Genomic DNA, 26,370 nt, shown 5'->3' on the forward strand with positions numbered 1-26,370 from the left:
TGTTTGCCATGGCTCATCGACGTCGCTTAACGGTTCTCTTGACCACCATCGTAGTTCTCTTAGGTCTCTGTACTTGGTGGAACCACCGTTGGTCGGTCTTAACTCACGTTCGCGTTCCCCAAACCACCACCGCAACAATTTTTTTACCCGGAAGTAGTGGCGGATGGCTGTCACTTCGGAGTATGGTCACCAGTCTTAACCGGCCTCATCTGGCCACCTTTGCGCTCACAGCCCACGTTTCTTTTGCCGGCCGCGTCTCTTGGCAACAACGGCACGCTATTCGGGCAAATAATCCATTGGTTCCGATCATCTTTAAAGATAACACACATCCCCAACGACAAGCGCGCCAGTTGCTCGTTGTCTTAAACCAACTCCACCGCCGTTATGGGATTAATCACATTAACGTTGTCGGTCACTCTTCGGGCGGCACCATTATCTATGATTATCTCAATAACCGGTCACAAGCCCCGGTAACCGTTCGCCGAATTGTAACAATTGGCGCTGACTTTCCGGAACGAACACCTTTACGCCGCGTTACCCCTAGCTGTGATTGGCTTAATCTGGCCGGTACAATTGGTGCTTTGGACAATGATAGCGAGGTTCCCGCAGCGACCGTGACCCCACTTGCACACTTGGTTGCCCAACGCGGTGTCCATTACCATTTTCGGCGTTATTCCGGTCCCGTTTGGAACACACAACATTCCCTGCTACATGAGAACCCCGCGTTAGACGCACTGATTATCCGGGCCCTTTACCCACCTAACTGAGTGCTTTTTAAAATTCGCTGGCCTTGTAAAGTGCGTGCTTCCCGTAACCCCGCATTGACCAACACGAAGATGGCCATCCAACCAATAGCAATTAATACCCATTGCTGGAGATAAAGAATATCTAACAAGGCAAAGGGGGCATTCCAATCCCAAATGGCATGCAGTGCGACCGCCAATAAATAGAAACGTAAGAATTTCGGCGCCACCATATTGCTCCCCGTGACGGGCTGATGCCGATCTTTGGCTAAAATAATTGCAGCACCCATAATGGCGGACCAAATCGTGTGAGTCCCTATTGCTTGCCAGCTGCGCATTAATAGTGTCACTAGTCCGTATTGACCCGTGTAGCCGGCCGTTTCAAATACGGCAAATCCAGCTCCAATTGCGGCGCCGACTAATAATCCATTAAAAATATAATTCAAATGAAATTGATTGATAAAATAAGCAATTACTAACATTTTGGCAGTTTCTTCAATAAAGCCCACAATTAGGGCCGATTCCCATGAAACGCCGTTACCAGAGGGAATTAATGAGTACAAAATCATCGTCGCAACCAGCGATAAGATCCCACCGACCAAAAATACGGTCATCAGTTGGTAAACCGAAATATTCTGGAAAACATTCATTTCGAAAAACATGACCAGTAACGAAAATGGCACGGTTAATGAGCCAATGAAAATCATCCCCGGAACCGCATTATTACTCCGAAAGACTAAGAAGAGCATCGCTAGTAAGAAGAAACTAGCACCCAACAATGCAAACACACGGGAAAATAGCCATGGTTTGACTGGTGCAGCCGATACTGCCTCTAAAGACGGCGTCGTTTCTCGAGTTCCAACAATGAAAAGCGCTTCAGCCTCGTCATGATCGTGGTGCTTAAAGACGGATGAGAACATCTGGAATAGGTGGATTTCAACCACCTTATTCTCCCCGGTCCACTCATTCATCTCTTTGGTGGCATCGTCTAATAAGTGGTTATGGTAGTGAAATCGTTTTTTTAGTGGTTTAATGGCTTCCTTATCGGTCATGGTGTCGTCCCTTTCCTGCTATCAACGGATTAATTCGGTTCCTATCTTACCCTGAACGGTCAAATGCTTCAACTTGGTGACGGGGTGAGCTTGCTAAATGTAACCCGTTACATTATAGTAGAGAGAGGCTTTTAACTAATTCTGGATTAAAGGGGAGACAAGATTATCATGGCAAAACGCAAAATGATTTTAGACTTAGATACTGGGATTGACGATTCTCTCGCAATCGCTTACGCACTGGGTGCACCTGATGTAGATTTGATTGGGATTATCGGTTCTTACGGTAACGTGGTTATCGAAGAAGGTGGCAAGAACGCACTAAAGATTTTGGAACTGTTAGGTCACACTGACATCCCCGTCTATCTAGGTGAAAGTCATTCTTCAACCTCCGATCATTTTGATCGGATGGAAGTCAGTGCCAACATTCACGGCCAAAATGGGATTGGTGAAGTTGACCTGCCTGAACCAACGCGTGCTATCGAAAGTGAATCCGGTGTTGACTTCTTAATCGATGCCGTTCACCAATATGGTAAAGACCTAACGTTGGTTCCAACCGGCCCAATGACTAACTTAGCTGCTGCTTTGAAGAAGGCCCCAGAAATTGCCACAGAAATGGGCAACATGACCTTCATGGGTGGCGCCTTAACCATGCCAGGTAACGTAACCCGTTTCGCCGAAGCAAACATTAACCAAGATGCCGAAGCCGCTAACGCCGTCCTCACTAGCCCACTCCACTCAACGATGGTTGGCCTAGATGTTACGCTACGGACTTTGTTGACTAAGAAAGAAACCCAACAATGGCGTGATTTAGGTACGACATCTGGTGAAAAGTTTGCTGACATCGTGGACTACTACATCGAAGCCTACAAGCAATTTAACGACAACTTGGGTGGCTGTGCACTGCACGATCCATTAGCCGTTGGGGTAGCGCTAGACCCTAGCTTTGTGACAACGATTGATCTCAATATGGTCGTCAACACCAATAAGGAAACTTATGGCCGAACTATCGGTGATGACAACCGTTTGAACGAACCAACTAACGTCAAGGTCGCTGTAATGGTCGACAAAGATCGTTACCTGAAAGTCTTCATGGACTACCTGACCAACTTATTCAAAGAAAACTAACTCATTATCAAAAACCATTGCTCTGCTATTTAAAGTCGAGCAATGGTTTTTAATATTCTATCAGTCTAATCGTTTTTCTTTACGCCCACGCTGAAATCCCGTAAACTTAACTTATTAACTTTACGCAAGGGGGGACCACTATGCAACCACAAGTTCAGTCTGAACATCGGGTCATCAATGGTTTAAGTTATTTGAGCGTTATCTTTATGCCAGTCGGCTTTCCATTATTGGTGTTAATCACGGCGGCTTTCACCCAATTGGCACCCGACGTGACCCGCTCAGCACGGCACGCATTGATCTTGCAATTACTGCCATTCATTTGTTTCATCGTCTTAGCCTTTAGCATCGGTGGCATATCACTCTTCACCTCTGTTAACGGTCGCTTCTTAGCCGGTAGCGGCTTAATCATTGGCGCGGCTTTGGTGCTACTATCTGTCGTGCTCTATCTATATAACATTTACCGAGCAATTCGTATTTTTGCCGCTTAGGCCCACTAAAAAACACGACCCGTTAAAGGTCGTGTTTTTATTATGCCTTGTAATTGAAATTACTAATCATCGTTTTTACAGCCGTGTTGGTATACTCAGTTGCATAGGCCTTCTTTTGTGCTGCCGTTAATGTTGAAGCACTGTCAAAAGCCTCCGTGTACTTCTTCAACATTACTGGCTTCACATACTTCTTAGCATAGGCAGAAGCTGGACTCGTCTTAGTCTTGGTATACGTATAGCTCTTACCCGATGTCGCTAATCGACGGTTAAGCTTCGTGCCATAAACCTTCGTACTAACCGTCGTACTGGTCTTCTTGGTCAACTTAAACGTATAGTTTTTCTTAGACAAGGACGTCGTTGTCTTATTATCTTTTGTTTTAAATTCAATCAGCTTGTACTTAGTCGTTAACGTCCGCTTATTTTTACTTAATTTAATAGAACTTGGCACGCCATACTTCACATTCGCGTTAGCACCATTAAAATCGCCGAAGATCAACAATGTTCCAGTCTTGCCAGATGACTTGTAGGTCTTAAAGTAAAAAGCGGTCTTCGATTTGGCGCTCTTGTAATAACGCTTTAAATCGGTATTGGTAAACGTTGGTTTGGCTTTTGTCTTAGCACTAGCAACACTTGGTGCGGCAATTCCTCCCAAAGTTCCTGCTGCCAGTACCAATAATCCCATCTTCACCATTAAACGTTTCATGACCATAATCCTCCTTAAGATTCATGCTGTACACTTTTTATACTAGCATTTTACAAGTCTAATTACCAGCTCTATCCCAGTAATTCTGGAAACACGTGTTGTAAATAAGCCGCCACACCAGCGTGATTATTATCCACTGGTGTCTGATGGTTAGCTGCCGCCTTCACTGCTGGTTGACCATTTTGCATCGCCACACCATCACCGGCTGCCTTAATCATGCCCAGATCATTTTCAGCATCGCCAAACGCCATTAAATCGCTGAAATCCCAGCCAAAATGCGTTAATAACTGGCCCAATCCAACGGCCTTATCCATATCCGCAGCCAAAAATTCCAAAATTTTGGGTTGTGACCGGACAACGTGGTAAAGCTTTGTAAGCTCTGGTGTCAACTTAGCCACGACCTGATCCAAGATGGCAGAATCGGTCGCCATCACGGCTTTACTAAATAATTGGTCTGGCAAATCAGCAAAGGCCGTTGGAATAAACTTCATTGGCGCTTTAAGCATTTGCTCATAAACCGATGGTGTTAGATCCGCAATCGGATAAACCTGATCAAAATCAAGCACATCCATCGGATAATGGTTAGCCGCGGCAAAAGCATGCAACGGTTCAAAATCATTCCGGCTCAGTCCACTTTGTGCCAACGCTTCTTTAGTTGAATTCTGAATCACTAACGCTCCGTTAAACGTGATTGTGTAGTCATCGTCTGTTGTCAATCCCAGCTGCTCCAAGTAATGCCAAATCGCATTGATGGGCCGGCCGGTGCACAAAACAATTTTAATACCGGCCTCATGCAGTTGGCGCAAGGCGGTTGCATTTTCTTCGCTGATCGTCTTATCCGTATTGAGTAGCGTCTCATCTAAATCGAGCGCAATCATTTTTATCATTCGTCAACGTCCTCCGTTTTATTCCCTAGTACCCTCAGTTTACACGTTATGCCGCTCGAAATAAACCTTCAGTTACGTCAGGAGGTCTTGGCGAATGAGGCCGACAATTTGTTTGTTCTCAGGCAGATCTGCATGATTGGCGTTAGCGCCCGTCACCGTGATCTGCGTAAAGTTTTTCACGCGCCCCTGAAAAATAAATTTTCCACGGTTCACGCTATCAAACGGCACAATGCCATCGCCAGCAAAGGTTTGACTACCCGCAATCGAGTAGACCAATAAGCGCTTGGGGAGCTGGTCACGCTTAGCCACCAATTGTTTAAATAACGGTGTATCAACTTCTGCATCGGACTCCTCTAAATTGAATGGCGAGGCAATCGTCATTAACCGGTCGGCCTTAGCCTTAGTCGCCGCTAGGTCTTGTTCCATAAATAGCGTCAAAATCAACCCACCATTAGAATGCCCCATCGCCGAAAAGTGATTAAATTGATACGTTTTCTGCAGTGCCTTAAAGGCGATCGTAAACCATTGCGCTTGCTTTAAAATATTGGCATACCCGTCATGATGATTTTCAAACCCCACCACAATAAAGGGACGATTATCACCGTGGCGCAAATGACCACTATAGTGTAAATGCCCATTCGTTAATACTTCCACGCGAATCAGGCTATGAGGCTTAGGCGTTTCGTGATTCAGTTCTTTCACTAAGGCGTTGAATCGATTCTGCGTGGCACTCGATCCCGGTACCAAGAACACAGGGGCTAAGGCACTTTGATAATGCGCACGGACACTCGCTGCTTGGTGAGGTTGCCACCAAAAGCCTGGTATGCACAATAGGACCAACAACCCAACGATTAGAAGAACGGGTGACCCCTGCAATCGTCGCTTCATTTCTCATCGCCTCCCTGTGCTTCAGCCAGCCATAACCATTTCAAGAAAGGCCAATAGATGGCGGTACTAATCGCCAAGTCGACTAGTGCTAACGCGAACGCTCGCCAATTACCACCGGTCCCTAAATAGGCTAACAGTGGTGCTAGTGTCCCAGCAGCCAATGGATAAGCAACTGCCGGAACCCAGTTTAAGTGTAAGCATATCCAGCTCACTGTAATCGTCGCTAATGGTGCTAATAAAAAGGGAATGCCTAATAATGGATCTAAAATTACCGGTAGCCCCGTCATCAATGGTGCATTTAAATTGCCTAAAGTCGGCAACACACTTAACCAGCCAATTCGCCGTTGTGCTCGCGGCGGCCGCGTCAGGAACAAAGCCAATAATAACCCTAGCACCATCCCTGAACCGCCAAAATTCGCATAAACACTGATTACCGTATGGACTGTCAGTGGATAAGGCAGCTGCCAACCATGATGTAATAACACCGCCGCCAAATTTTGGGCCGTCTCAACGGTTTGACCAGTGGTCGCTAATAGCCCCAACATGCCTAACCACGCAAACACTCCGGTAAGGGCACTGAACCCCCACAGCCCAACAATAAAATGTGACAGCCTAAAAGGCCAACGCAGTAATCCGATAAGGGTCGCATTAAAACTCACCGTCTGCGCACTAACCCACAACAATCCCACCGCGGCCGTTCCTAGGGTCCAAATACTGGTTAGCCACAACGACTGAGTTAACTGTTCTTCTTGCGTGGTCCGCCGTTGAACCACCCAACGAAAACTATTGCCAACTAAGACCCCCATTAAGATTCCCAATAAAATCCCCGATAAGCCTAAGTTGTTAGCCGACCACTTGATGGATTGTACCTGTAAGACGGTTCCGCGATCGACATTAAAAAATTTCATCCCAATAACCGCTGTCACACCGGCTAATAACCGGTCAGTAGGATGCGCCGTTTTGTCTGCAACTAAATAATAACTGACCGCAAACGCCACCATGATTCCCGAAAACCCTAAGGTACCCGCACTAACTAGCCGAACATAACGCTTCAATAACGTTAGTTGCAACAACCAATGGTTAACGTGAAGGGTTTGATAATAGTAGCCCGTTGTTTGTAGCCACGCTTGGTCAATAAACGTGGCGAGACTCCCCAAGAAAACGAGTGGAAAGGTTAATCGTAACGCGTGCCGAATTGCCCGAACTTGTTGGTGTCGTTGCCAAGCCAGCTCAAATTTTACAAGCCGCTGGCCCCAAACTGTTAAACTTGGCATGACTCTCGCCCCCTATTTCCCACCATTGTAAGCCCAACGGCCACCAGAACAGGTCTAAACTATTCGGTTGGAAAAACCATTGCTCAAACCAGCCAGGTCGCGATCTGTGTCAAAACAGCGGCTTGATTATTTGTTCTCGATAACGGCCATGTTACCTGACGTCTTACGATTGGATTGGCATTGGCAACTGCAAAATCTTGCCCGACAAAGGTCAGCATCGTTCGGTCATTACCGTCATTGCCAAACGCGGCCATTTGTTGTGGCGTAATCTGCCAGCGACGCCCCAAGCTCTGCAATGCCGTCGCTTTATTGACCTGCGGCAGGGTGATATTCATGCCACCCATTCCAGCATCCGTCGCTTGTAATTGGCCCGCAAATTGGTCATTAAAGTGCTGCACCAATCCTGCCACATTTGTATGCGAATCAGTCCACGTAACGTCAAGCTTTAGTATTGGCGTCTTGATCTGGTTGAATTGCTTAATTGTCCGTAAGCTCGGGTAAAACTGTTGCGATGCTTGAAAACGGTTGGTGGTTGCTAATAAGGTTGTATAAGCCCGCTGGCGACCGCAGGCAATGATGAAGCCATTCCTCAACTGCGGCGTTCGCTGAATCCACTGAATCGCTGCTTGCCACAACATAACTGGTATCGCCGAACTTTGCAGGACGTGACCACTTGCCGTACAAATTAAGGCGCCGTCCTCGACGATATACGTTAATCGCTGGCGCTGCTTAAGCGGTGCAAACAAGTGTTGCACATAATCTAACGGATCACCGGTGGCAATAACGACGCGAATCTGCCGTTCCCACAGCGCGGCCAGCTGCTGATCAAAGCGTTGCTCCTCGTATTTACCTGCATCATCTAGTAGCGTCCCATCTAAATCGGTCGCAATTAATCGCGGTATCACTTTTTCATCCCCCACTCTGCTTAACTGGTCTCATCATACTTGGCGTCATTTAGACAGACAACGAATTTGACTTACAAATTTTTAAATGAAAAATGTTTATTTTATAGAGACACTAAAAAAATAATGTTGACTGTTTCAGTAAACAAATGTACACTGTTGCTATTGGAGGTTATCCCATGACGCAAATTGATCTAACACTTACCGAATTAGAGCAAGGCTGGCATCAATCAGCCGGCTACTTTAGCTGTAATTACTGCGATGCGCACTTTGCTTGCGATCAAGTCTTTCCAGTAGACGACGCTTTTTATCCAGCTGAGCGGATGATTCAACACCACTTACAAACGGCCCATCCTGATGCTACTCATTTATTAATCCAAACTAAAAGTAAATATAACACCCTCACGGCCAAACAACAGGATTTACTTGCGGCATTCAGCCAAGGAACCAAAGATGCTGAAATTGCCAAACAAATGGGGGTCGCCGCTGCAACCATCCGCCATCAAAAATTTACATTTCGCGAAAAGGCTAAACAGGCCAAACTTTATCTGGCCATTTACAACCGTGTCTTCCAGACGACACCCGCTGCAGAGACGTTTATTTCTTTACCTGAACAGACCGGGGCAGTCGATGATCGTTTTGCCATCACGACTCGGGACTACCAACAACTAACTGCCAAATATTTCACCAGTACGACCCCCTTACGACTGGCCCGTTGGCCTAAGCAACAAAAAGCAATTTTAGTGGTTCTAAAACAAGTTGTCGCGGTCTTACCTGCCGATCAACACTTCGATGAAGCGACGTTAACCCAATATCTCAAGCCAATTTACACCGATGTTCCTCGCTTGCGGCGCTATCTCGTGGACTACAATTTCTTAAAACGTACGGCCGATGGTCGCGACTACTGGCGCAACCCCAACTATAAGGAGCTCTCATGAACAAAAAGGATCTCATCCAACAATACAAACTAACGCCAACATTCTATGGCGTGATTCAAATTAAAAATAACCAGACTGGTCAAACATTTATTGATGCCGTTCCCAACATTCACAATCGTTGGGGGTATTATCAGGCGAACTTGAACAATCATTTTTATCACGATACCGCCCTACAAGCTGATTGGGACCGTTTAGGCGCTGATGCTTTTAGTTACAGTGTCCTCTGGAAAAAGGACACTACTGACGTCATCAACCTGCGCCACAAGCTCAAGGATTTAAAACAAGAATGGCTGGAAAAATCCCAGCCTGCTTATAACCAGAATTAGGAGAATAAAATGACTGAATTAAATACCCAGGCCACCCCGATCGATCAAGCAACTTGGGCTCGACGTGAATACTTTTACTACTTTACAAAAATGATGCCCACCGGTTTCACCTTGAATGTCGATATCGATATTACAGCTACCAAAGCATGGCTCACAAAACACGACCGCAAATTTAACCCAGCCTACTTGTACCTGGTAACTAAATTGATAACCAAACACCCTGAATTTCGGGTGGGACAGGTAGACGGTCAACTGGTCGAATACGATGTATTACATCCATCGTATTCAATCTTTCACGGCGATGATCTATCCATCTCTAGCTTATGGACCGCTTATGATCCTAGCTTCGAGCAGTTTTATCAAAACTACCTCGCTGATCAGACAACCTATGGCGATCACCATACCCCCATGCCCAAAGCGCCACAAAGTGCCAACACCTATATGATTGGCAGTATTCCGTGGACACATTTCACCAGCTATACCCCACTGCCCTTTACGCCATTAAATACGTTCTTCCCCGTGATTCAAGCCGGACGTTTTACCTTTAAGGACGGTCAATGGCTCATGCCCCTATCCTTTACCATTCACCACGCGGTAGCAGACGGCTATCACGTCAGTCAGTTTTTTAACGAACTTCAGCGGGTCTTTGACCACCCTGAATTGTGGTTGACTGCTTAAGGCTAAGTAAAAAGGCTCGCCGCTTAATTGCGACGAGCCTTTTACTTAGTTGTTCATACTGCTGTAAGTGTACGCGTGATTCATTAATGAACGTGTTTCCGTGAATTCATTGATGTCATGTAAGACCACCGTGATGACCCGATGCTTACCTGACTTTTGCCCAGTCCCCACAAAACAGTACCCGGCTAGTGGCGTATAACCGGTCTTCAAACCATTGACCTTCAGGGATGACTGATAGTACTTCCGGCCCTTCAACAGGTTATTGTAGTTATAGCATAGTTGACCGTCCACGTTCTTAGAACCAACGGCACCATCAGTCAGAATTCGAGGATAATCCTTGATCAAATGGCGGGCAATCAAGGCAACATCTTTAGCCGATACCATGTTGGCATTTTTACTCCCGTAGGCGTAGCCGAACGCTTTTAGATCATCATTTTCGAGTCCGGACGCCGAAACAAAGCTGGCCTTACCCAGGTTCCAACTCTTAGCCTGCGCATTCATCTGCTTAATAAATTTCGCATTACTACCGGCTACCCACTTACCCAATGCAATGGCCGCGTTATTTGAGGAGTCTAGCAAGGCTGCATCATAAAGTTCCTTGACCGTGTACTTGTGTCCGGTCTTAAACAGGAAGCCACCACAAGCTGAACTCTTGCCCATCGCAATTAAGCCCTTACTACTGGTATCAACGACCTGATTCCATTTCGTAGCGCTCCCATCAACCTTCTTCAATACGAGGTATAGCGTCATCAGCTTTGAAACGGACGCAATTGGTCGCGCAGTATTCGCGCTCTTTGACCACACGGCTTTACCCGTTGTATAATCCAATGCAATCGCATTCTTCGCATACTTCAACCCAAATGGCGCTTTCCCCTTTTTCAGGTAGCCATGCCAAATCCAGCCCTTGACCGAGCCTGACTTATTCTTAACGTAATAGTAAATGCCCTTTGAGTTACTATGCTTTAATGTCGCTTGCTTGGTCGCATACCAGGTGGTGTTGGGGTAAGTTTTTAGTGCGGCCACCTTCTTGGTATGTGTCTGATTATAAAGCGCACCAGCCGTACTCTTTTTGTGATAAGCGGTCTTCGTCAACGTCTTCGTGGAAACCGTTTTGTACGCCGTTGCCGCCTGTGCCGTAGCTTGTGTGCCAACCAACACACCACTACCAATCGCCGCCGTCAATGCCACTGCCATGATTGCGCGTTTGGCTTTCTTCAATCCCATAATTACATTGTCCTCTTTTCTCAGATTAAATCTTCCAAGGATTACCCTAACACGGACAACAATGACCAAACAAGGATAGCCATCGTTTTGTAACTTGCTTGTTGGGGACGTAACGGTATCGTAATCCATCGTTTCTAGGCTTAACTAACTTGTTGACGAAGGACAATTTCCACAAAAAAAGACGCCACTAACCCGTATTCGTTAGTGACGACCTCGATTCATTAAGCATCCATACCGGCTAACTGATAGGCATAATTCATCAGAGAACGCGTCTCCGTAAATTCATCCTCATCATGCAAGACAACTGTGATGATCCGGTGTTTACCCGCCATCTGACCGGTTCCAACAAAACAGTAACCGGCTAATGGTGTATAACCGGTTTTCAAGCCATCAACATTTAGACTAGCCTGATAATACTTCCGGCCGGCCAAGAGGTTGTTGTAGTTGTAACACAACTGACCAGCAACCTTTTTCGATCCTACTTGTCCATCCGTTAAAACCCGGGGATAGTCCGTGATTAAGTGCCGGGCAATCAACGCGACATCCTTGGCAGAAACCATATTGGCATTCGCCGTACCATAGCGATAACCGTAATATTGCAAGTCGCTATTTTCAAGACCTGAGGCGGAAACAAAATGGGCTTTCCCCAATTTCCACGCTTTAGCTTGGGTGTTCATTTTCTTAATGAACTTCGCATTGCTGCCACTAACCCATTGACCTAAAGCAATCGCGGCATTATTCGATGAATCCAAGAAAGCTGCATCATACAACTGTTTAACCGTGTATTTATGACCCAGCTTAAACTTAAATCCGCCGCAGGCTGCACTTCGGCTCATTGAGACCAACCCGCGGCTAGTGATCTTAACCTTATGGTTCCAGTTACTTTGCTTCCCATTAACCTTAGCTAAAGTTAGATAAAGGGTCATAATCTTGCTCACAGAAGCAATCGGTCGGGCTGTATTTCCAGCCTTAGACCACACCACTTTCCCCGTATCTGCATTCATGGCAACCGCTGCTTTGGCCTTAGCCAGTTTAAACGTTGCTGCGTGTGCCTGTACTGGCGCAGTAACCGCTGTTGTCACACCGCTTAGTGAGATCGTCGCCATCACCAGCAGGCCCCACCGTTTTAACTTCATTTTTTTCATTCCGCCGCTTCTTTCTACATAATTAAAATAACCTATGAATTTTAGCATAGGTGATCCCCACTGGTCAAAACTATCTGGTTACTGATTAACCCGTCTTTTCCCTGAATGGTTGTGCCCCGTGACCGGTCATCCTTTGGTTACGATTATTCTCGGTAACGGTTGCAATTTCTGAACAAATTGGTTAGGCTAAAGTTAATCACATATGACTGGGGTGCCATTATGGCTGAGATTAAACCCATTGAACCTGCTCTGGTTAGAACCAGCGAAGGGAACGCGTCTAATTTAGACTTATCAATGAACCCCACTAGGCATGACTTAGTGGGGATTTTTTTGTCATTTGGTCGCCACAGTTAATGAATTTTTAGGAGGTTTCATCTCATGAAAAACTGGCATTTACGCGATATTATCTTGGTTACCATTCTGGCAATCTTTATGGGCGTTATTTTCTGGGCCCTGAACCCGGTCTATACCCTGTTAGCAGCAGCATTGGCCCCCCTTGGCTTACAACCGCTCGCCAATGAAATCCTACTGGGAGTTTGGGTGATGGCCGGTCCCTTAGCGGGGTTCATCATTCGAATTCCTGGTGCCGCAACCCTCGGGGAATTTCTCGGCGCCGTCGTCGAAATGTTTCTCGGCGGCATCTGGGGAGCTAGTACGTTAATTTCCGGAGCGATCCAGGGACTTGGGGCTGAAATTGGCTTTGCAGCGACTGGTTATAAGCGTTTTGGTTGGGGAACATTAGCCCTCAGTACTTTAACCACCACCATCGTTACTTTCGCTTGGGACTTACTACGTAGTGGTTATGCCACTTATCACCTTAACTTCTTATTGCTATTATTTGTCGTTCGCTTGCTATCTGTCTTCTTCTTTGGCGGTGTCTTAACCAAGCTGATTGCCAATTTATTAATCCGGGCCCACGTCTTACCTACAACTAACCGTTAACCTTAACTGTTTGGAGGAATTTGTTTGACCACCGCTATTCGCAATTTAACTTTTACCTATCCCAACCAAGAGCACCCGGTCTTAGCTGACTTGTCAGCGACTTTTCCCGATGGCAGTTTTAACTTACTAACCGGACCCTCCGGTGGTGGAAAATCAACGTTATTAAAACTCATTGCTGGACTGCTGCCTTTGCCAACCGGTTCCCAGATAATACTCGCCGGCCAAGCACTACAGGAGTTACCAGCTACCCAACGTGCCAGTCAAGTCGCTATGCTATTTCAGGAACCCAGTACGCAATTTACCATGGATACCGTCCTTGACGAACTGCGCTTTGCTTTAGAAAATCAGCAGATTTCGGCAGCCGAGATGCCAGCTAAAATAGCGGCTGCCTTGGACTTTGTGGGCATTACCAGCCTTAAGAATCGCCATCTCACACACCTCTCCGGTGGTGAACAACAAAAAGTTGCCTTGGCTGTGATTGTGGCAATGGATAGTAAGGTGATTCTATTGGATGAACCCTTTGCTAGCATTGATCCGGCTGCTCGTTTGGACCTATTGCAGAACTTGGTTCAGCTCAGTCAGGCTCATGGTAAAACGATCATTCTAGCAGACCATGACCTGAGCCTTTATGAGCGGTGGATTGATCATCTCTCCGTCCTTGAAGCCGGTCATCTGACCACGTTGTCTCCAGAAGCGACTCAACAACGCTTGGCGATCTTTAGCGCACCACAACGCCAACTGACTCACGTTACCTTACCCGACCGTCAGCTCCCCGTTATTCTCCAGGGACAAGACCTCGGCTTACGACAAGGCACGCGACAACTCATCAATCCGCAAGATTTAAGTCTCTTTGCCCATCAAATAACCTTGATTACGGGCCCTAATGGGAGTGGCAAATCCACTCTCTTACGCGCGCTCGTCCGGCTAACCGATTATCAAGGCACCCTGACTTATGACGGCATTAACATTCAAAAACGCCGGCGCAAAGCTTATGCGCGCCAAGTTGCCCTCATGTTTCAATCGGCCAGTGCACAATTTCTCAACGTTACCGTTGCTGAAGAGATTGCTTTATCCCATAAGTACGGTCGGCAGACGTACTTTACGCCTGAACGTGTGGATCAGTTACTCGCGCAACTTAACCTTACCCAACAGCGTGATCAAATTATTTACACGCTGAGTGGCGGTCAACAAAAAAAGGTCCAGCTCCTGTGTATGCTAATGATGGCTCCGCAAGTCTTACTGTTAGATGAGCCTCTAAAAGGCTTAGATTATGACTCAATCCAAGCTGTGCTGTCGATTCTCAAAACCGTTCAGCACGACTTGCAGTTAACGTTAATCATGATTAGTCACCAACTCAGTGGTCTCGATGGGTTCGTTACCCTACATTTGCAGTTAGCCGATTGCCAATTACGTTATCAGGAGGCCGATCAATGAATCCCACAATAAAGCTCAGTCTCGTTATTCTAATTGCTTTTGAAATTTCATTTACACAGGTGTGGATGGTCAATCTGGCCTTATTGATCGTGAGCTTGCTATTAATGATTTATGCCCATGTCTCTTTCAAGCGATTGCTTTGGCTGACGGCAGTACCACTCTTTTTCGCCAGTGCCTTAGTCTGGTCACTAAAACTCCAGGGAAGCACCACACCCCACTTCTTAGGCGTCATTTTCACTCGAATCTTTGTGTACGTTTACCTTGGTGGCTGGTTTAGCCAGACCACACAACCACTCGCTCTCGCACGTTCGTTAGAACAAAACGCTAAGTTACCGGCTAAATTTGCTTATGGTTTTCTAGCCGCCTTCAACCTCATGCCCAAAATTCAAGCGGAAGTTGCAACTATCAAAGCGGCGGCCTTAATGCGCGGCCAAGTACTCCATATTTGGTCACCCCAGCTTTATTTTAAAGTTATCCTTGCCGCTATGAACTGGTCAGACCAGTTGGCCGCGGCCATGACGTCTCACGGTTTTGTAGAAGGGGCCCCACGAACTTATGCCACCACTATCCCACTCCGCCACCGAGACTGGTGGTTACTTGGACTTAGCTTACTGCTAGTCCAATTGGGACTGTTCTGTGGGTTGCCTTAGCTCAATTTGAAGGGAGTTTCACTGATGTTCACCGATCAAGCACACGCAGCCACTCAAAAAAGTTGGGCGGCCTCTAAACACCATCCATTTATCCAACAGCTCCAAGCGGGAACTCTTCCGTTAGCAACATTCCGTTACTACCTGATTCAGGATCACTATTATTTGCAAGAATTCGCTAAAGTTCATGACCTCGCCGCCGATCAAAGTCAACAACCCCAAGTTATTGCGCAACTACGGGCTAACGCTGCACAACTACGAGCCGGTGAGATGGCTGTCCGGCAAGGGTTCTTTCAAGAATTAGCCATTACCGATGACGATCTTGCGGCAACCCCCATGGCGCCTAGTGCTTATGCTTATACGAGCCATCTATATCGTGCACTGATGACGGCAGGATCAGCCGGTGCCATTGCTGGTTTACTCCCCTGCTATTGGCTATATGCTGAAATTGGGGCGATGCTGGCACAGGTTGGTTCACCCGTTCCGATTTACCAGGCTTGGATTGATAGCTATAACGCCGATGATTATACCGACGAAATGACCGATCAACTGGCCCTCGCTAATCTGGTGGCCACGCCACAAAACACGCCTGAGCTGTTAACCATCTTCAAAAAAAGTAGCTGGTATGAACTTAACTTCTGGCAAATGGCATTAGACCACGAAGATTGGTCTGTTAACTAACGCGGCCAGTGATCACTTCTCCAATGCTAGTGTTGTGCGTTATAATAAGGCTAGCATTTGGGGAAAGTAGGTGGCAAGATGCAACGAATACAACGCTTGACGTTTGTCCAATTTTTTGGCTGGTTAGCCTTGGCGCTAGGCCTGCTTATTGAGGGGTATGCCCTATGGGGGAATTTTGGTAGTCGTGCTAGTGGCGATGACATGTTTGGTGGCGCCGTTGTTTTAGCGCTGGCCGCTATCTTCATTCACAGCCAACACTTATTGATTAGCCTTGCCGTCATTTTATTAAGCACTTTAGGTTTTGCCTATTTTACCTTTATCTATACCCAAAGTTGGTTCTGGACAGGAATCATCGCTATCGCCCTGATTGCCTTCCTAATTGCCATTTTGGGGATTCGGACTGATATTCATGACCGCAAGAGTGACTGGCACCATGTTCATTAATCTTTATTAGAGTCCGGGGCTTGTGCCTCGGACTCTTTGTGTTTTAGTTAACTGAAATAGACGCCAATGGATGCGGGCCCACACTTTTGGCAAAAAGAAACGGGCCAACCCGAAGGCCGACCCGTTTCCCTGCTTGATAAACTACAAGTGACTGTAGTCATGTAATCATTATGATTACCGTTGATTAAAGTGAAACAACTGGGCAAACCCAGCTTCGGGGCGAACATCCTCATCCTGTTCGCAGTTATTTAAGCGTCGTACGAAAAGCGCGCACACGCGAGGAATCAACCATTGCTGGTTGCGACCTTACTTGAGTGGTTGTCCGCTTTCCCATCATAAACCAGGAAAGCCCACTAACAAGTGCCAACACAACCACTGCCGTGATGAGCCAATAGATTGTTCGCCTTAAGTTCATCAGGTCACCTCACTAGTCGCCGTCTATGACTATCCACCGACTAGCTTAATCAAGAAGTGTTGCAAGACTGTGACGGCCATGCAAAAATCCGCTAACAAATCAGTAACACATCACATTAGCATGTTAAGAAACATCGTATTGGGTATAAGTTTACGCAATTTTGCGTCGTTCATCAAGTAGAATCCAAAAAAATTTCCAGATATTGAGACTTATCCTGCCGCTTTTGCCAAACTTTAGTATAATGAACCTAAGCAGTCATTACGATTATCATTTGGAGGGATTATGAATGAGTCAAGAATTAACCGATTTGGCCGAAGCAATCATCACCTACCAAAAGAAATACGATAAAACAGATGGTGAAATGGCTTTCGGCTCAAGAATTTCAGTCGAACGGTTCCATGCTATTAAGACTGGCGAACTAAAACCGACTAGCGATGAACAGCGTTCTTTGCAAAGTTTCATCACAACTAAGCCATAGTTAGCTTACTTTTTGAACTTAAAGCTAAAAGATCCGCGTCAGCTTAACTTAACTGACACGGATCTTTTTTTGCCATTAATTTATTTGGACCATGGCCAATGCCACTTTCTGGGCTTATCCGGTGTCGCTTCTCGCTTACGTAACCGTTTCATCCCCTCACGGTAAGGATTGGCATATAGCGCGCCCAGATTCAGCTTCTGCGACGACGACGCCGGATCATTCGTTCGATAGGGGCGCAGATCCGTCTGACACTTCGGGCAACTATCATCTGTAGCTGTCACCGGAGCGCCACAATGCGGACAAAACTTTAAATCAGCTGCCATTCAACTGCCTCCCCTCTACTCGTGACGGTGCTGCTGGTGAGCCTGATTACGCGCCAAATTGCGTTGACGAGCAACCGCCGCCTCTTTAGCCGCCAACGCTTGTTGTTCTTGTCGCTGTTGTTGACGCTTCTCGGCGGCCGCTTTCTTCTGCGCCTCCGCCAATTGACGTTTTTGCTGACTCCGGTAACTGAAAAAACTCCAGACGCCCACCGCTAGAAAGGCAACGACAATCTGTAAGGGCACTAACGCCCAATTAACGTGCTTAGCGAAAAAGGCATCGTAAATCACTAATAACACCGACATCGCTACAACAACTGAAATTGTATCGCGTAGCCAACGCGGAATTTGTTTCCATTTCATCCTAAAAACTCCTTATGTAGCGCAACGGGAGATAACCCTCCCGTTGCGTAATCGTTACAGATCGCCTTCTACTCGCAATTGGCGCTCTACCAGATACGCATCCAAGTAGCCAAAGGCCACCTCATCGACATCGGCTAACCGATAAACTTGACCAACTTGGTCGACCTGCTGGTCATCAATCTCATGGAAGATAAATCGTTGACCACCTACCTGGCTTGGGAAACCGAGCAAATCCGTGCCATCATGCAGTTTTAAACGAATAATCGTGCGAAAGGCGGCTGCCTGGCTAATTCGGGCACCAAACTGGTCAACCGTAGCATCGAAGAGTCGCTCATCATTAAGCACCGGCTGAATCGGTTGTTGCCGCGCACGATTGAGTAACGCAAACAACCGCATAGTTTGCAAATAATCAGACTTCAAAACAATCTCGTGTAGCTCGCTAAGTCGCATCAGTGTATAGCCGCCAAATTGGCCGGTCATATCTAGTAGATTCATGATCACCCCATCAGCGGTCACCGTATTAATTCGTCCTACGAAGAATAGCTCGCGATTATGCTTTGGTACCAAGGCCACCAACGGTTCTTTACCGACTAGCTGTTGCAAGGTTGGCGCAAACTGATCAGCATCAGTAACCGTCGTTGGCGCAACGTGACTTAACTTTTGCAGATGCGGTAACGCGATCCCTTGCAAGGTCAACTCTTGTCCCTGAAATTCAATGACCTCAATGTCTTTGGGCGTCAGCGTTAATAACGGTTGATCCGTATAGTCAAACTTGTTAAGCAACTGTAAGCTCACCTGTTCGGCGGCAACGCTGGTCACGATTCCCTCGTAAAAGTGTTCGTCATCTTTCAACACCAACATCAACACGAGATGGTCCACCCACGCATGACTGAGTACCTGCCGTTTCAAGTCCCGGTGCCCATCAAATTGTAGGGTCAACCCACCAGCTTGAACAAACTGCTCATCTTGAGCCGTTTGAATTCGAAAGGCCATATTATCTAAATCATCACTTGAAAACTCAACTTCATCAATGGCGGTTAAGTCCAGGAACACCGCACCATCTGGAATCCCATAATCATCATAGGTTGCCAGAATAATCCCAGTGTCACTGACTGTCGTCACGTAGCCGGTATAAACGACCTCTTGATTCGTTTGGTAAACGTTGACCAGCAGGTGCTGGGCCAAGGCCCGGTTTAAATCATTCACAATTGAATTCACATGACGACCCCCTTGTCTATTTATTTGAAAATCTTACCATATATTGCCTAAAATAGCCCGTCAAGTCGGTTGCCATTTTACTTAAGAAACGGCTGTGCTTAAAAACTGACGGAGTGCGTCGCCTTGCAAACCAGCGCTCAAACCAACTAATAGCTTAATGCGGGCCTTTTGTCCGTTTAGGCCTTGACACAGCGTTAAGCCCATCTTGCGTAGTTCAATACCGCCGCCTTGATAATCGTAAATATCCTCGGCGACCCCATTGTAACACCGTGAGACTAAGACAATTGGAATCTTGCGGTCGAGTAGTCGTTGAATTGCCGGTAACGTTTGGGGTGGTAAATTACCGGCGCCTAACCCTTCGATGACTAGACCAGCCGTCTCATCGTTACCAAGGAAGTCAAACAAACTACCGTCCATCCCCGCGTACGCTTTAATCAAGTAAACGTGATCGACTACATGGTCAATATCACACGTATCTTGGCGAATGAGCTTTTGGAAGTAAGCTGCATGATCCTTAGCAACAATCCCAATTGGACCAAAGGTTGGTGTCCGGAAAGTGGCCACATTGGTCGTGTGCGTCTTGGTCACATAACGGGCCGTATGAATCTCATCATTCATCACGACCATCGCCCCATTCCCTCGTGAGGCATCATCTGCGGCTACTTCAATCGCCGATTGGAAATTATACAAGCCATCAGATCCTACTTCGTTAGAGGACCGCATCGCGCCAGTAACGACGACTGGAATGGTGCTGGGTAATGTCAGATCTAGGAAGTAGGCAGTCTCTTCTAACGTATCCGTCCCATGAGTAATCACGACACCATCAATTCCGTCTCGTTCGGCCTGATCAATTCGTTGCTTAATTTGTAACATTTGAACCGGTGTCATGTGGGGTGAAGGCAGGTTAAACATTTCATCCGTAAACAACTCCACTCGTCCGGCCAAAATAGTTTCTTGTTGGGCAATTGGATTCTGCGCGTTAGGGACCACTTCCCCCTTGTCATTTTGCGACATGGAAATCGTGCCGCCAGTGTGGATGGCTAAAATCTTCTTCACTCGTGTCAACTTCTTTCGAAAAATATTGGTATCCACATTGTACCCTACTTGCAGTAAAATTAAGTTAGAATTCGGAGAGGATGATCATCAAATGGCGAAAAAAGATGAAACTGATCCATACTACCACCCAGGGCCACACGTCCATCCCAAAAAGTATAGTTCTTCGGGTGGTTTAGCTGATTGGGGGCCGTTGTTGAGCTGGTTCAGTGACGGTATCAAAAAACTCTGGCATCGTTTCAAAAAATGACTTGTCGTGTTGTTTTTTTCATTTTGCCGTGGTAAAGTAAGGAACATTCAACCAATTAAAATAAGTGATTGCCTATATAATGCCATAATAAGGTTGGCGAGTTTCTACCCAGGACCGTAAATTCTGGACTATAAGCAAATTGAGATGAACTCTTTTTGCCGATGAAAAGTGTTCATCGGTCTAAGTTTTCAGTGGCTCTCTTTTTGCAAGGGAGCTTTTTTATTTTCAAAAAAACCTATTAGGCGGCGTATGGACAATCGCGAGAAGGAGGAACTTTTCTTGCAGTCCACAAAATCCGCAACATCTTCGTCTTCAGAAAATGGTCAATCACTTTCCACTTGGAAAGCCGCCATTCTAGGTTTTCAACACTTACTAGCCATGTACTCTGGTGACGTCTTAGTCCCCTTACTGATCGGGGGCGCTTTACATTTCAATGCCATGCAAATGGCTTACTTAATCAGCGCGGATATCTTTATGTGTGGGATTGCAACGCTCCTACAATTGAAACGCACCCCACTGACTGGAATCGGCCTCCCCGTCGTCTTGGGATGTGCTGTTCAGGCGGTTACCCCGCTCGAAGCCATCGGTAGTAACTATGGTGTCGGGGCCATGTACGGGGCCATCATTAGTGCCGGAATCTTTGTTTTTCTCAGCGCCGGCTGGTTTTCTCGGATTAAGAACTTCTTTCCGCCAGTAGTCACGGGGTCGCTCATCACCATTATCGGGTTCACCTTAATCCCCGTGGGCTTTCAAGACCTTGGTGGCGGAAGTGCCACGGCTAAAAATTTTGGGGATCCCAAATTCTTGTTAATTGGGTTTTTGACCATGGCCATCATTCTCGGTTTAAATGCATTTGCCAAAGGGTTCATGAAATCCCTCGCCATTTTAGCGGGTATTCTGATCGGTACCTTGATTGCTGGTGGGATGGGAATGGTCTCACTGGCTCCCGTTGCTCAAGCTAGTTGGTTCCACTTACCACAGTTCTTCTACTTCGGCACACCCAAGTTTGAATGGTCATCAATTCTCACCATGATTCTGGTATCCCTCACCACAATGGTCGAATCAACTGGCGTATTCTTCGCCTTGGCCGATATCACGGGTAAAAAGTTAGAAGAAAAAGATCTGAAGCGCGGCTACCGGGCAGAAGGTATTGCCGTTATCTTAGGCGGGCTATTTAACACCTTCCCCTATTCGACATTTTCTGAAAACGTTGGGGTTGTCCAACTATCCGGTGTTAAAACTCGTAAACCACTGTACTTTTCCGCAGCATTTCTGATCTTATTGGGTATGTTACCTAAAATTGGCGCATTAGCAACTGTTATTCCCAACCCCGTATTAGGTGGCGCGATGATCGTAATGTTTGGAATGGTCGGCGTTCAAGGCATCCGGATGCTTCAACAAGTCGATTTTAAAGATAATAATAACTTATTGGTCTCCGCCATTTCGATTGGTTTGGGGCTAGGCGTTACCGTTTACCCTCAAATCTTCCAAGCATTTCCCCAATCGCTCCAAATTATTTTAAACAATGGCGTTGTTATTGGGAGCTTCTCCGCTGTGATCTTGAACATCATCTTCAATATGCGGCCACATCGGGCTATTTCACCAGCTCAGGCCCAAGTCAACAGTAACGCGCAATCGCAGAATAGAAATTAAATTCATCAACCAACCGCGAGTTATCAGGTTCCTTTGCCTTGATAACTCGCGATTTTTTTGGCTTCAACGCGTGCTTCGCGTATAATAAAGTCATCAATTTATAGGGGAGCGTACATGATGCTTAGCATTCAGCACATTAGCAAGGTTTTTGGCCCCGTCAAAGCGCTAAATGACATTTCATTTGACGTCCCACAAGGCCAAATTTTGGGCCTCATCGGGCAAAACGGTGCCGGTAAGTCCACAACCTTTCACAGCATTTTAAACTTCATTCACTACGAGGGACAGATTCAGTGGCAGGGTCACGCCATCACAGCGACCGACTTCGATCAAATTGGCTATCTACCCGAAGAACGCAGTCTGATGACCAAGCTCACCATCGAACAGCAGATACTTTACTTGGCCCGTCTCAAAGGTCAATCTGCCAAAATCATTCGGCCACAGATTGATGACTGGTTGGCCCGCTTCGCCGTTAAGGGTACCCGGCGTAGTAAAATTAAAGACCTATCTAAGGGGAATCAACAAAAGGTGCAGTTAATCTGTACCTTGATCCATCACCCCCAACTGCTAATCTTGGATGAGCCCTTCAGTGGATTAGATCCCGTCAACGCTGATTTATTAAAACAGGCAATTCTCACCGCCAAACAAGCTGGCGCAGCGATTATTTTCTCTAGCCACGATATGGAAAATGTCACGGCTCTATGTGATCAATTGGTGATGTTACGTAAGGGCAATATCGTCTTGCATGGAACGCTAGAAGACGTCCGTAACCAATTCGGCAAGACCGAACTGTATGTCACGACGGACTGGACCTCTGAACGTTTAGCAACACTCCCACACGTTACACAAGTCACTTCACGACACGCCAACCACTATCTTCTGCATCTAGATGACGCTAATGCTGGCCCCGCCATCTTTGACGCTTTGACACAAGGTCATTATATTGAAGAATTTAGCCAACAGCCGCCAACCCTTGATGAAATTTTCCGTTTGAAAGTGGGGGAAGATCAATGAAAAAGACATGGATTGTGACCCTCGAAACCTACTTACGCCAAATTAAATCCTGGAGCTTTTTCTTCATGGTAATTAGCCCCTTCTTGATGATCGCTCTAACGGTAGGCATTAGCTACGTCAGTGCCGATAGCGCTGCCAGCAGTAAGCAAATCGCTGTGATTAGTGATTCGGCTACCCTACGTCAGAGTTACCTGAAACAGCATGCCACTGGCGTCAACCGTAAAATCACCCAACCAACGCAGGCAAAAAAAGCCATGCGGGAAAATCATTTGGCGGGTTACTTGACCCTTTCCACTACTACTGATCGGGTTCGCGCCGACTACCACGGCAACAATTCTCTTTCCAGTGGGACACAAGCTCAAGTACAAAACTTTCTCAGTCAGTACCAACAGGCGCAAAACTATCAAGATGCCAAATTGACGGCCAAGCAACAACGTTTGTTAGCTCGAACACCTGTCTTTAAGCAACATATTGCCACTAAGGCTGGCACGACTAACTTAACTCGAACCATCTCTTTTTGGATTTTAATTACCATGATCTATATCATCCTTATCACCTATTCGTCGATCACGGCCCAGGAGATTGCTTCCGAAAAAGGCACGAAGATTATGGAAATCATCTTCTCCAGCACCACGGCAACGAGTTATTTTGTTGGTAAAATTGCTGGGATCATGTTGGTTATTTTGACCCAAATTGGCATCTACCTACTAGGTGGTTGGGCCGGCTATTCCATTGCCGTGAACAATGCCGCATTGAAGCCACTGTTGGCCGATAACCAGGCCCTCATTAATGGCGTTATCCATAACCTCTTTAATATCAACCTGCTCTTCTTGTTCTTAGGCGTTGTGATTTATACCATTCTCGCCGCTTACAGTGGCGCACTGGTCGCCAAAGCAGAAGATGCTTCCAAGGCTGCCCAACCGGTCGTTATGCTGAGTATGCTCGCTTTCTTTGCAGCCTTCCCTTTTCAAAATAACTTAGACGCCTTGGCGGTTAAGATTCTGTCGTACATTCCTTTCTTTTCGTCCTATTTCATGCCCATGCGGATTATTAACAACACGGCCAATTGGGGTGAACAACTCATTTCACTGACTATCTTATTGGCTACAATCGGTCTCTTTGCCTTGTACGTGGGCCGTCAATATCAACGGCTCATGCTGCAAACGGATAGTCAAAATTTATGGCAACACTTACTCAAGCGACTTCGGCATCAGTAAGCTGCCGATTTACCCATTAACATTTAGCAGTAAAGTGCTATACTTAATGGGTAAGTTTTGGGCCCTTAGCTCAGTTGGGAGAGCGCCTGCTTCGCATGCAGGAGGTCGTCGGTTCAAATCCGGTAGGGTCCATTGGTGATATATCATAGGCGTCCATAAGCTTATCAAATCAACGTTTTTATTTTTTTAGTTTTTCATACAGACTCATAAAATGGCATTCAGTTTCTAAAATGGCATTTACTTTGGGTTCAAAATAAATAGCGGTGGTAGGGATTGAACTGTTAGCTTTCTGGCTAGCAGTTTTTATTTTATCTTTTTCCTCATAAAAAGAGACGCCTATAATAGACGTCCCTTGATGATTGAACTATTTTTTTGCTATTAATATCCTAGTACAGAAAAATATCTTTGACTGAATGTCTAAAACATTCCCTTAAGTAGCATAAGCCCTTTTGCTATACCAATCTTAATCAAAGTGGCGCCACTCGCGATCCAGAATAGCACGTGCGACAAACAGGCCAATTGGCAAAAACATAATAATCAATACGGCCTTCGTTAGCCATAAGGCTCCCGTTCCAATTTCGTTGATACCGATGTTATAGATACCGCGATAGATGTATAATCCTGGCACCATAATCACAATTGAAGGTACCGTCAAGGTTATTCGGGGAAACCCATTATAGTGGTTGACCAGTGAGGCAATCAGACCAGCTAACAGCGCGCCAAAGAATGCTGCCGCGGCTGGTGGCATCGTCGTTAACTGTACCAGTTCAAGCCGCAAAGTGTTAGCAACCGCCCCAATACAGCCGGCAACGATCGCCATTTTCTGTGAACTATTAAACATCAACGAGAAGCCATACACCCCACAAAAGCTAGCGGGTAATCGTAATAATAACAGTAATAATGGCGATAATCCCAACGGAATGAAATTCTCAGGGTGATAATTGAAGAGTAACGCAACGAGCCAGCCGACTAAAGTCGCAACCGTGGTAATCGTTATCGCATAAGCTAGCCGCTCCAGCCCTGAGCGCATATCTAGCTTAGAAATATCCAACATGCTGGTGATAAAGGGAAAGCCTGGAATAACGAAGAGCATGGCACCAATATATCCAGCTTCATGTTGGGCCGAAACTTGGAATGCCACCTCTAAGATCCTAAAGCACGCCATGTACGTTAAACAAGCAATGGCGACCCCCACAGCAGTACTGGCCAGTGTCGTGATTTTTTGTTTGCCCATTTTGGCCCGAGTGAAGTTACCCAAGCCTGCGCCAACAAACGAGCATATCATCTCCGGCCAACCCCCGCCTAAGAGAAAAATAAAGGCGCCACAGGCCAATGCCGCAGCTGCTCCAGAAACAAAGGCCGAGTATTTTTTCGGTCGACTCTCAATCTTATCAATCAACTCATAGATCTCATCGACGGTTAGAAAGGAAAAGTCTTTTTGAAAATTCCCAACTAGTTCTTCTAAAATATTTAATTTATCTGTATTAACCCCCGTATTGGGCAGCGACAAGACCTGCGAATAGCTGCCTTGCCGGCTAAAACACGTAAAGGATAGTGAAATCAAACCAATATCGGCGGAACACGTTAAATTTAAACTCCGCGAAACCTTATCCATCGCATCACGAACTCGCCAAGCACCGGTTCCACATGAGAGCATGAGAATACCAATTCTTCCCACAATTGAGGCACGATCCTGCAAGGATGCCTCTCGCGCTGGGACCTGTTCATCTTTTACAAATGCCCCCCAAGGAATCTTCATATGATGTTGATTCGATAAATGAAAATCTAGGGCTTTTTCATCATTTTTCGTCATCTATGCCTTCTCCATTCGTTAAATATACCAAATATAGATTTATTATAGCCCAATTTTT

29 protein-coding genes, 1 tRNA gene and 2 riboswitches are annotated in these 26,370 nt (G+C 46.3%); of the genes, 17 read left to right on the plus strand and 13 right to left on the minus strand.

Annotation, left to right across the window (positions count from 1 at the left end; all coding sequences use genetic code 11):
* Positions 1-8: 8 nt before the first annotated feature.
* Positions 9-767, plus strand: a complete 759-nt coding sequence (locus FC61_RS04685; RefSeq protein WP_035464413.1) for an alpha/beta hydrolase — start codon at positions 9-11, stop codon at positions 765-767.
* On the opposite strand, the gene FC61_RS04690 is transcribed toward FC61_RS04685, so the two are convergent.
* Positions 752-1,795, minus strand: a complete 1,044-nt coding sequence (locus FC61_RS04690) for a PrsW family intramembrane metalloprotease (protein WP_021741535.1) — start codon at positions 1,793-1,795, stop codon at positions 752-754. The two genes, FC61_RS04685 and FC61_RS04690, sit on opposite strands and share 16 nt — an antisense overlap.
* A 168-nt stretch (positions 1,796-1,963) precedes the next feature.
* Between FC61_RS04690 and FC61_RS04695 the strand changes: the two genes are divergently transcribed.
* Complete coding sequence (locus FC61_RS04695) at positions 1,964-2,920, plus strand: nucleoside hydrolase (RefSeq protein WP_021741534.1); 957 nt, start codon at positions 1,964-1,966, stop codon at positions 2,918-2,920.
* 140 nt (positions 2,921-3,060) lie between these two features.
* Entirely contained in the window at positions 3,061-3,408 is a 348-nt protein-coding gene (locus tag FC61_RS04700; RefSeq protein ID WP_011668433.1) for a hypothetical protein, read from the plus strand.
* A gap of 40 nt (positions 3,409-3,448) precedes the next feature.
* On the opposite strand, the gene FC61_RS04705 is transcribed toward FC61_RS04700, so the two are convergent.
* The 5 genes from FC61_RS04705 to FC61_RS04725 all read right to left on the minus strand — a co-directional run bounded on the left by FC61_RS04705 (position 3,449) and on the right by FC61_RS04725 (position 8,065).
* On the minus strand, positions 3,449-4,111 hold the full coding sequence (locus FC61_RS04705) for a hypothetical protein (protein ID WP_035464412.1): 663 nt from the start codon (positions 4,109-4,111) through the stop codon (positions 3,449-3,451).
* A 71-nt stretch (positions 4,112-4,182) separates the two neighbouring features.
* Entirely contained in the window at positions 4,183-4,998 is an 816-nt protein-coding gene (locus FC61_RS04710; protein WP_021741532.1) for a Cof-type HAD-IIB family hydrolase, read from the minus strand.
* Between the two features lie 72 nt (positions 4,999-5,070).
* Entirely contained in the window at positions 5,071-5,886 is an 816-nt protein-coding gene (locus FC61_RS04715) for an alpha/beta hydrolase (RefSeq protein WP_021741531.1), read from the minus strand.
* The gene (locus FC61_RS04720) at positions 5,883-7,160 is read right to left on the minus strand and encodes a PTS transporter subunit EIIC (protein ID WP_021741530.1); all 1,278 of its coding nucleotides are present in this window, start codon (positions 7,158-7,160) and stop codon (positions 5,883-5,885) included. Before FC61_RS04720 ends, FC61_RS04715 begins: the two co-directional genes overlap by 4 nt.
* 83 nt (positions 7,161-7,243) lie before the next feature.
* A complete protein-coding gene (locus FC61_RS04725) occupies positions 7,244-8,065 on the minus strand; it encodes an HAD-IIB family hydrolase (protein WP_035464410.1) in 822 nt (273 codons plus the stop codon).
* 176 nt (positions 8,066-8,241) lie between these two features.
* On the opposite strand from FC61_RS04725, the gene FC61_RS04730 reads away from it, so the two are divergent.
* Genes FC61_RS04730 through FC61_RS04740 form a run of 3 tightly spaced genes read left to right on the plus strand, consistent with a single transcriptional unit; the run spans position 8,242 to position 10,004 of the window.
* Positions 8,242-9,000 (plus strand): DUF2087 domain-containing protein, encoded by a 759-nt coding sequence (locus tag FC61_RS04730; protein WP_035464408.1) that lies wholly within the window; start codon positions 8,242-8,244, stop codon positions 8,998-9,000.
* On the plus strand, positions 8,997-9,326 hold the full coding sequence (locus FC61_RS04735) for a GIY-YIG nuclease family protein (protein ID WP_021741527.1): 330 nt from the start codon (positions 8,997-8,999) through the stop codon (positions 9,324-9,326). The genes FC61_RS04730 and FC61_RS04735 overlap by 4 nt, the downstream gene beginning before the upstream one ends.
* Positions 9,327-9,335: 9 nt before the next feature.
* Positions 9,336-10,004, plus strand: a complete 669-nt coding sequence (locus tag FC61_RS04740) for a chloramphenicol acetyltransferase (protein WP_021741526.1) — start codon at positions 9,336-9,338, stop codon at positions 10,002-10,004.
* Between the two features lie 45 nt (positions 10,005-10,049).
* Here FC61_RS04740 and FC61_RS04745 read toward each other — a convergent pair whose 3' ends face one another.
* Entirely contained in the window at positions 10,050-11,228 is a 1,179-nt protein-coding gene (locus FC61_RS04745; protein ID WP_035464406.1) for a serine hydrolase, read from the minus strand.
* Positions 11,229-11,449: 221 nt separating this feature from the next.
* Complete coding sequence (locus FC61_RS04750; RefSeq protein WP_035464404.1) at positions 11,450-12,373, minus strand: serine hydrolase; 924 nt, start codon at positions 12,371-12,373, stop codon at positions 11,450-11,452.
* A 197-nt stretch (positions 12,374-12,570) separates the two neighbouring features.
* Positions 12,571-12,662: riboswitch (TPP riboswitch) on the plus strand.
* Between the two features lie 89 nt (positions 12,663-12,751).
* Between FC61_RS04750 and FC61_RS04755 the strand changes: the two genes are divergently transcribed.
* The 6 genes from FC61_RS04755 to FC61_RS04780 all read left to right on the plus strand — a co-directional run bounded on the left by FC61_RS04755 (position 12,752) and on the right by FC61_RS04780 (position 17,414).
* On the plus strand, positions 12,752-13,315 hold the full coding sequence (locus tag FC61_RS04755) for an ECF transporter S component (RefSeq protein ID WP_011668443.1): 564 nt from the start codon (positions 12,752-12,754) through the stop codon (positions 13,313-13,315).
* A 24-nt stretch (positions 13,316-13,339) separates the two neighbouring features.
* On the plus strand, positions 13,340-14,749 hold the full coding sequence (locus FC61_RS04760; RefSeq protein WP_021741523.1) for an ABC transporter ATP-binding protein: 1,410 nt from the start codon (positions 13,340-13,342) through the stop codon (positions 14,747-14,749).
* A complete protein-coding gene (locus tag FC61_RS04765; RefSeq protein ID WP_021741522.1) occupies positions 14,746-15,399 on the plus strand; it encodes an energy-coupling factor transporter transmembrane component T family protein in 654 nt (217 codons plus the stop codon). The genes FC61_RS04760 and FC61_RS04765 overlap by 4 nt, the downstream gene beginning before the upstream one ends.
* A gap of 24 nt (positions 15,400-15,423) precedes the next feature.
* Positions 15,424-16,077 (plus strand): thiaminase II, encoded by a 654-nt coding sequence (gene tenA / locus FC61_RS04770; protein WP_021741521.1) that lies wholly within the window; start codon positions 15,424-15,426, stop codon positions 16,075-16,077.
* A gap of 78 nt (positions 16,078-16,155) precedes the next feature.
* A complete protein-coding gene (locus FC61_RS04775; protein WP_011668447.1) occupies positions 16,156-16,521 on the plus strand; it encodes a hypothetical protein in 366 nt (121 codons plus the stop codon).
* A gap of 701 nt (positions 16,522-17,222) precedes the next feature.
* Positions 17,223-17,414, plus strand: coding sequence for an LBP_cg2779 family protein (locus FC61_RS04780; protein WP_021741520.1), 192 nt, complete (start codon positions 17,223-17,225; stop codon positions 17,412-17,414).
* Positions 17,415-17,494: 80 nt separating this feature from the next.
* On the opposite strand, the gene FC61_RS04785 is transcribed toward FC61_RS04780, so the two are convergent.
* From FC61_RS04785 to FC61_RS04800, 4 genes are all read right to left on the minus strand, one after another.
* Positions 17,495-17,737: a zinc-ribbon domain-containing protein gene (locus FC61_RS04785; RefSeq protein WP_021741519.1), complete on the minus strand. Its 243-nt coding sequence runs from the start codon at positions 17,735-17,737 to the stop codon at positions 17,495-17,497.
* A gap of 15 nt (positions 17,738-17,752) precedes the next feature.
* Positions 17,753-18,097 (minus strand): hypothetical protein, encoded by a 345-nt coding sequence (locus FC61_RS04790; RefSeq protein WP_011668449.1) that lies wholly within the window; start codon positions 18,095-18,097, stop codon positions 17,753-17,755.
* Between the two features lie 54 nt (positions 18,098-18,151).
* The gene (locus FC61_RS04795) at positions 18,152-19,315 is read right to left on the minus strand and encodes a hypothetical protein (RefSeq protein WP_035464402.1); all 1,164 of its coding nucleotides are present in this window, start codon (positions 19,313-19,315) and stop codon (positions 18,152-18,154) included.
* Positions 19,316-19,396: 81 nt separating this feature from the next.
* Positions 19,397-20,380: an asparaginase gene (locus FC61_RS04800; protein ID WP_275452875.1), complete on the minus strand. Its 984-nt coding sequence runs from the start codon at positions 20,378-20,380 to the stop codon at positions 19,397-19,399.
* Positions 20,381-20,462: 82 nt separating this feature from the next.
* On the opposite strand from FC61_RS04800, the gene FC61_RS12380 reads away from it, so the two are divergent.
* The 5 genes from FC61_RS12380 to FC61_RS04820 all read left to right on the plus strand — a co-directional run bounded on the left by FC61_RS12380 (position 20,463) and on the right by FC61_RS04820 (position 24,631).
* Positions 20,463-20,618, plus strand: a complete 156-nt coding sequence (locus FC61_RS12380) for a hypothetical protein (RefSeq protein ID WP_011668452.1) — start codon at positions 20,463-20,465, stop codon at positions 20,616-20,618.
* A 52-nt stretch (positions 20,619-20,670) separates the two neighbouring features.
* Positions 20,671-20,769: riboswitch (purine riboswitch) on the plus strand.
* A 128-nt stretch (positions 20,770-20,897) separates the two neighbouring features.
* Positions 20,898-22,271 carry a nucleobase:cation symporter-2 family protein gene (locus FC61_RS04805; RefSeq protein WP_024526466.1) on the plus strand — a complete coding sequence of 458 codons (1,374 nt, stop codon included), beginning with the start codon at positions 20,898-20,900 and terminating at the stop codon, positions 22,269-22,271.
* A gap of 117 nt (positions 22,272-22,388) precedes the next feature.
* Complete coding sequence (locus tag FC61_RS04810) at positions 22,389-23,282, plus strand: ABC transporter ATP-binding protein (protein ID WP_011668454.1); 894 nt, start codon at positions 22,389-22,391, stop codon at positions 23,280-23,282.
* On the plus strand, positions 23,279-24,499 hold the full coding sequence (locus FC61_RS04815) for an ABC transporter permease (protein ID WP_021741514.1): 1,221 nt from the start codon (positions 23,279-23,281) through the stop codon (positions 24,497-24,499). The genes FC61_RS04810 and FC61_RS04815 overlap by 4 nt, the downstream gene beginning before the upstream one ends.
* Positions 24,500-24,558: 59 nt before the next feature.
* A tRNA-Ala gene (locus FC61_RS04820) sits at positions 24,559-24,631 on the plus strand.
* 331 nt (positions 24,632-24,962) lie between these two features.
* Here the strand turns inward: FC61_RS04820 and FC61_RS04825 are convergent.
* Positions 24,963-26,312 carry a threonine/serine exporter family protein gene (locus FC61_RS04825; RefSeq protein ID WP_021741513.1) on the minus strand — a complete coding sequence of 450 codons (1,350 nt, stop codon included), beginning with the start codon at positions 26,310-26,312 and terminating at the stop codon, positions 24,963-24,965.
* Positions 26,313-26,370 lie beyond the last annotated feature (58 nt).

Source organism: Levilactobacillus brevis ATCC 14869 = DSM 20054 (genome assembly GCF_001433855.1).
Lineage (GTDB): Bacteria > Bacillota > Bacilli > Lactobacillales > Lactobacillaceae > Levilactobacillus > Levilactobacillus brevis.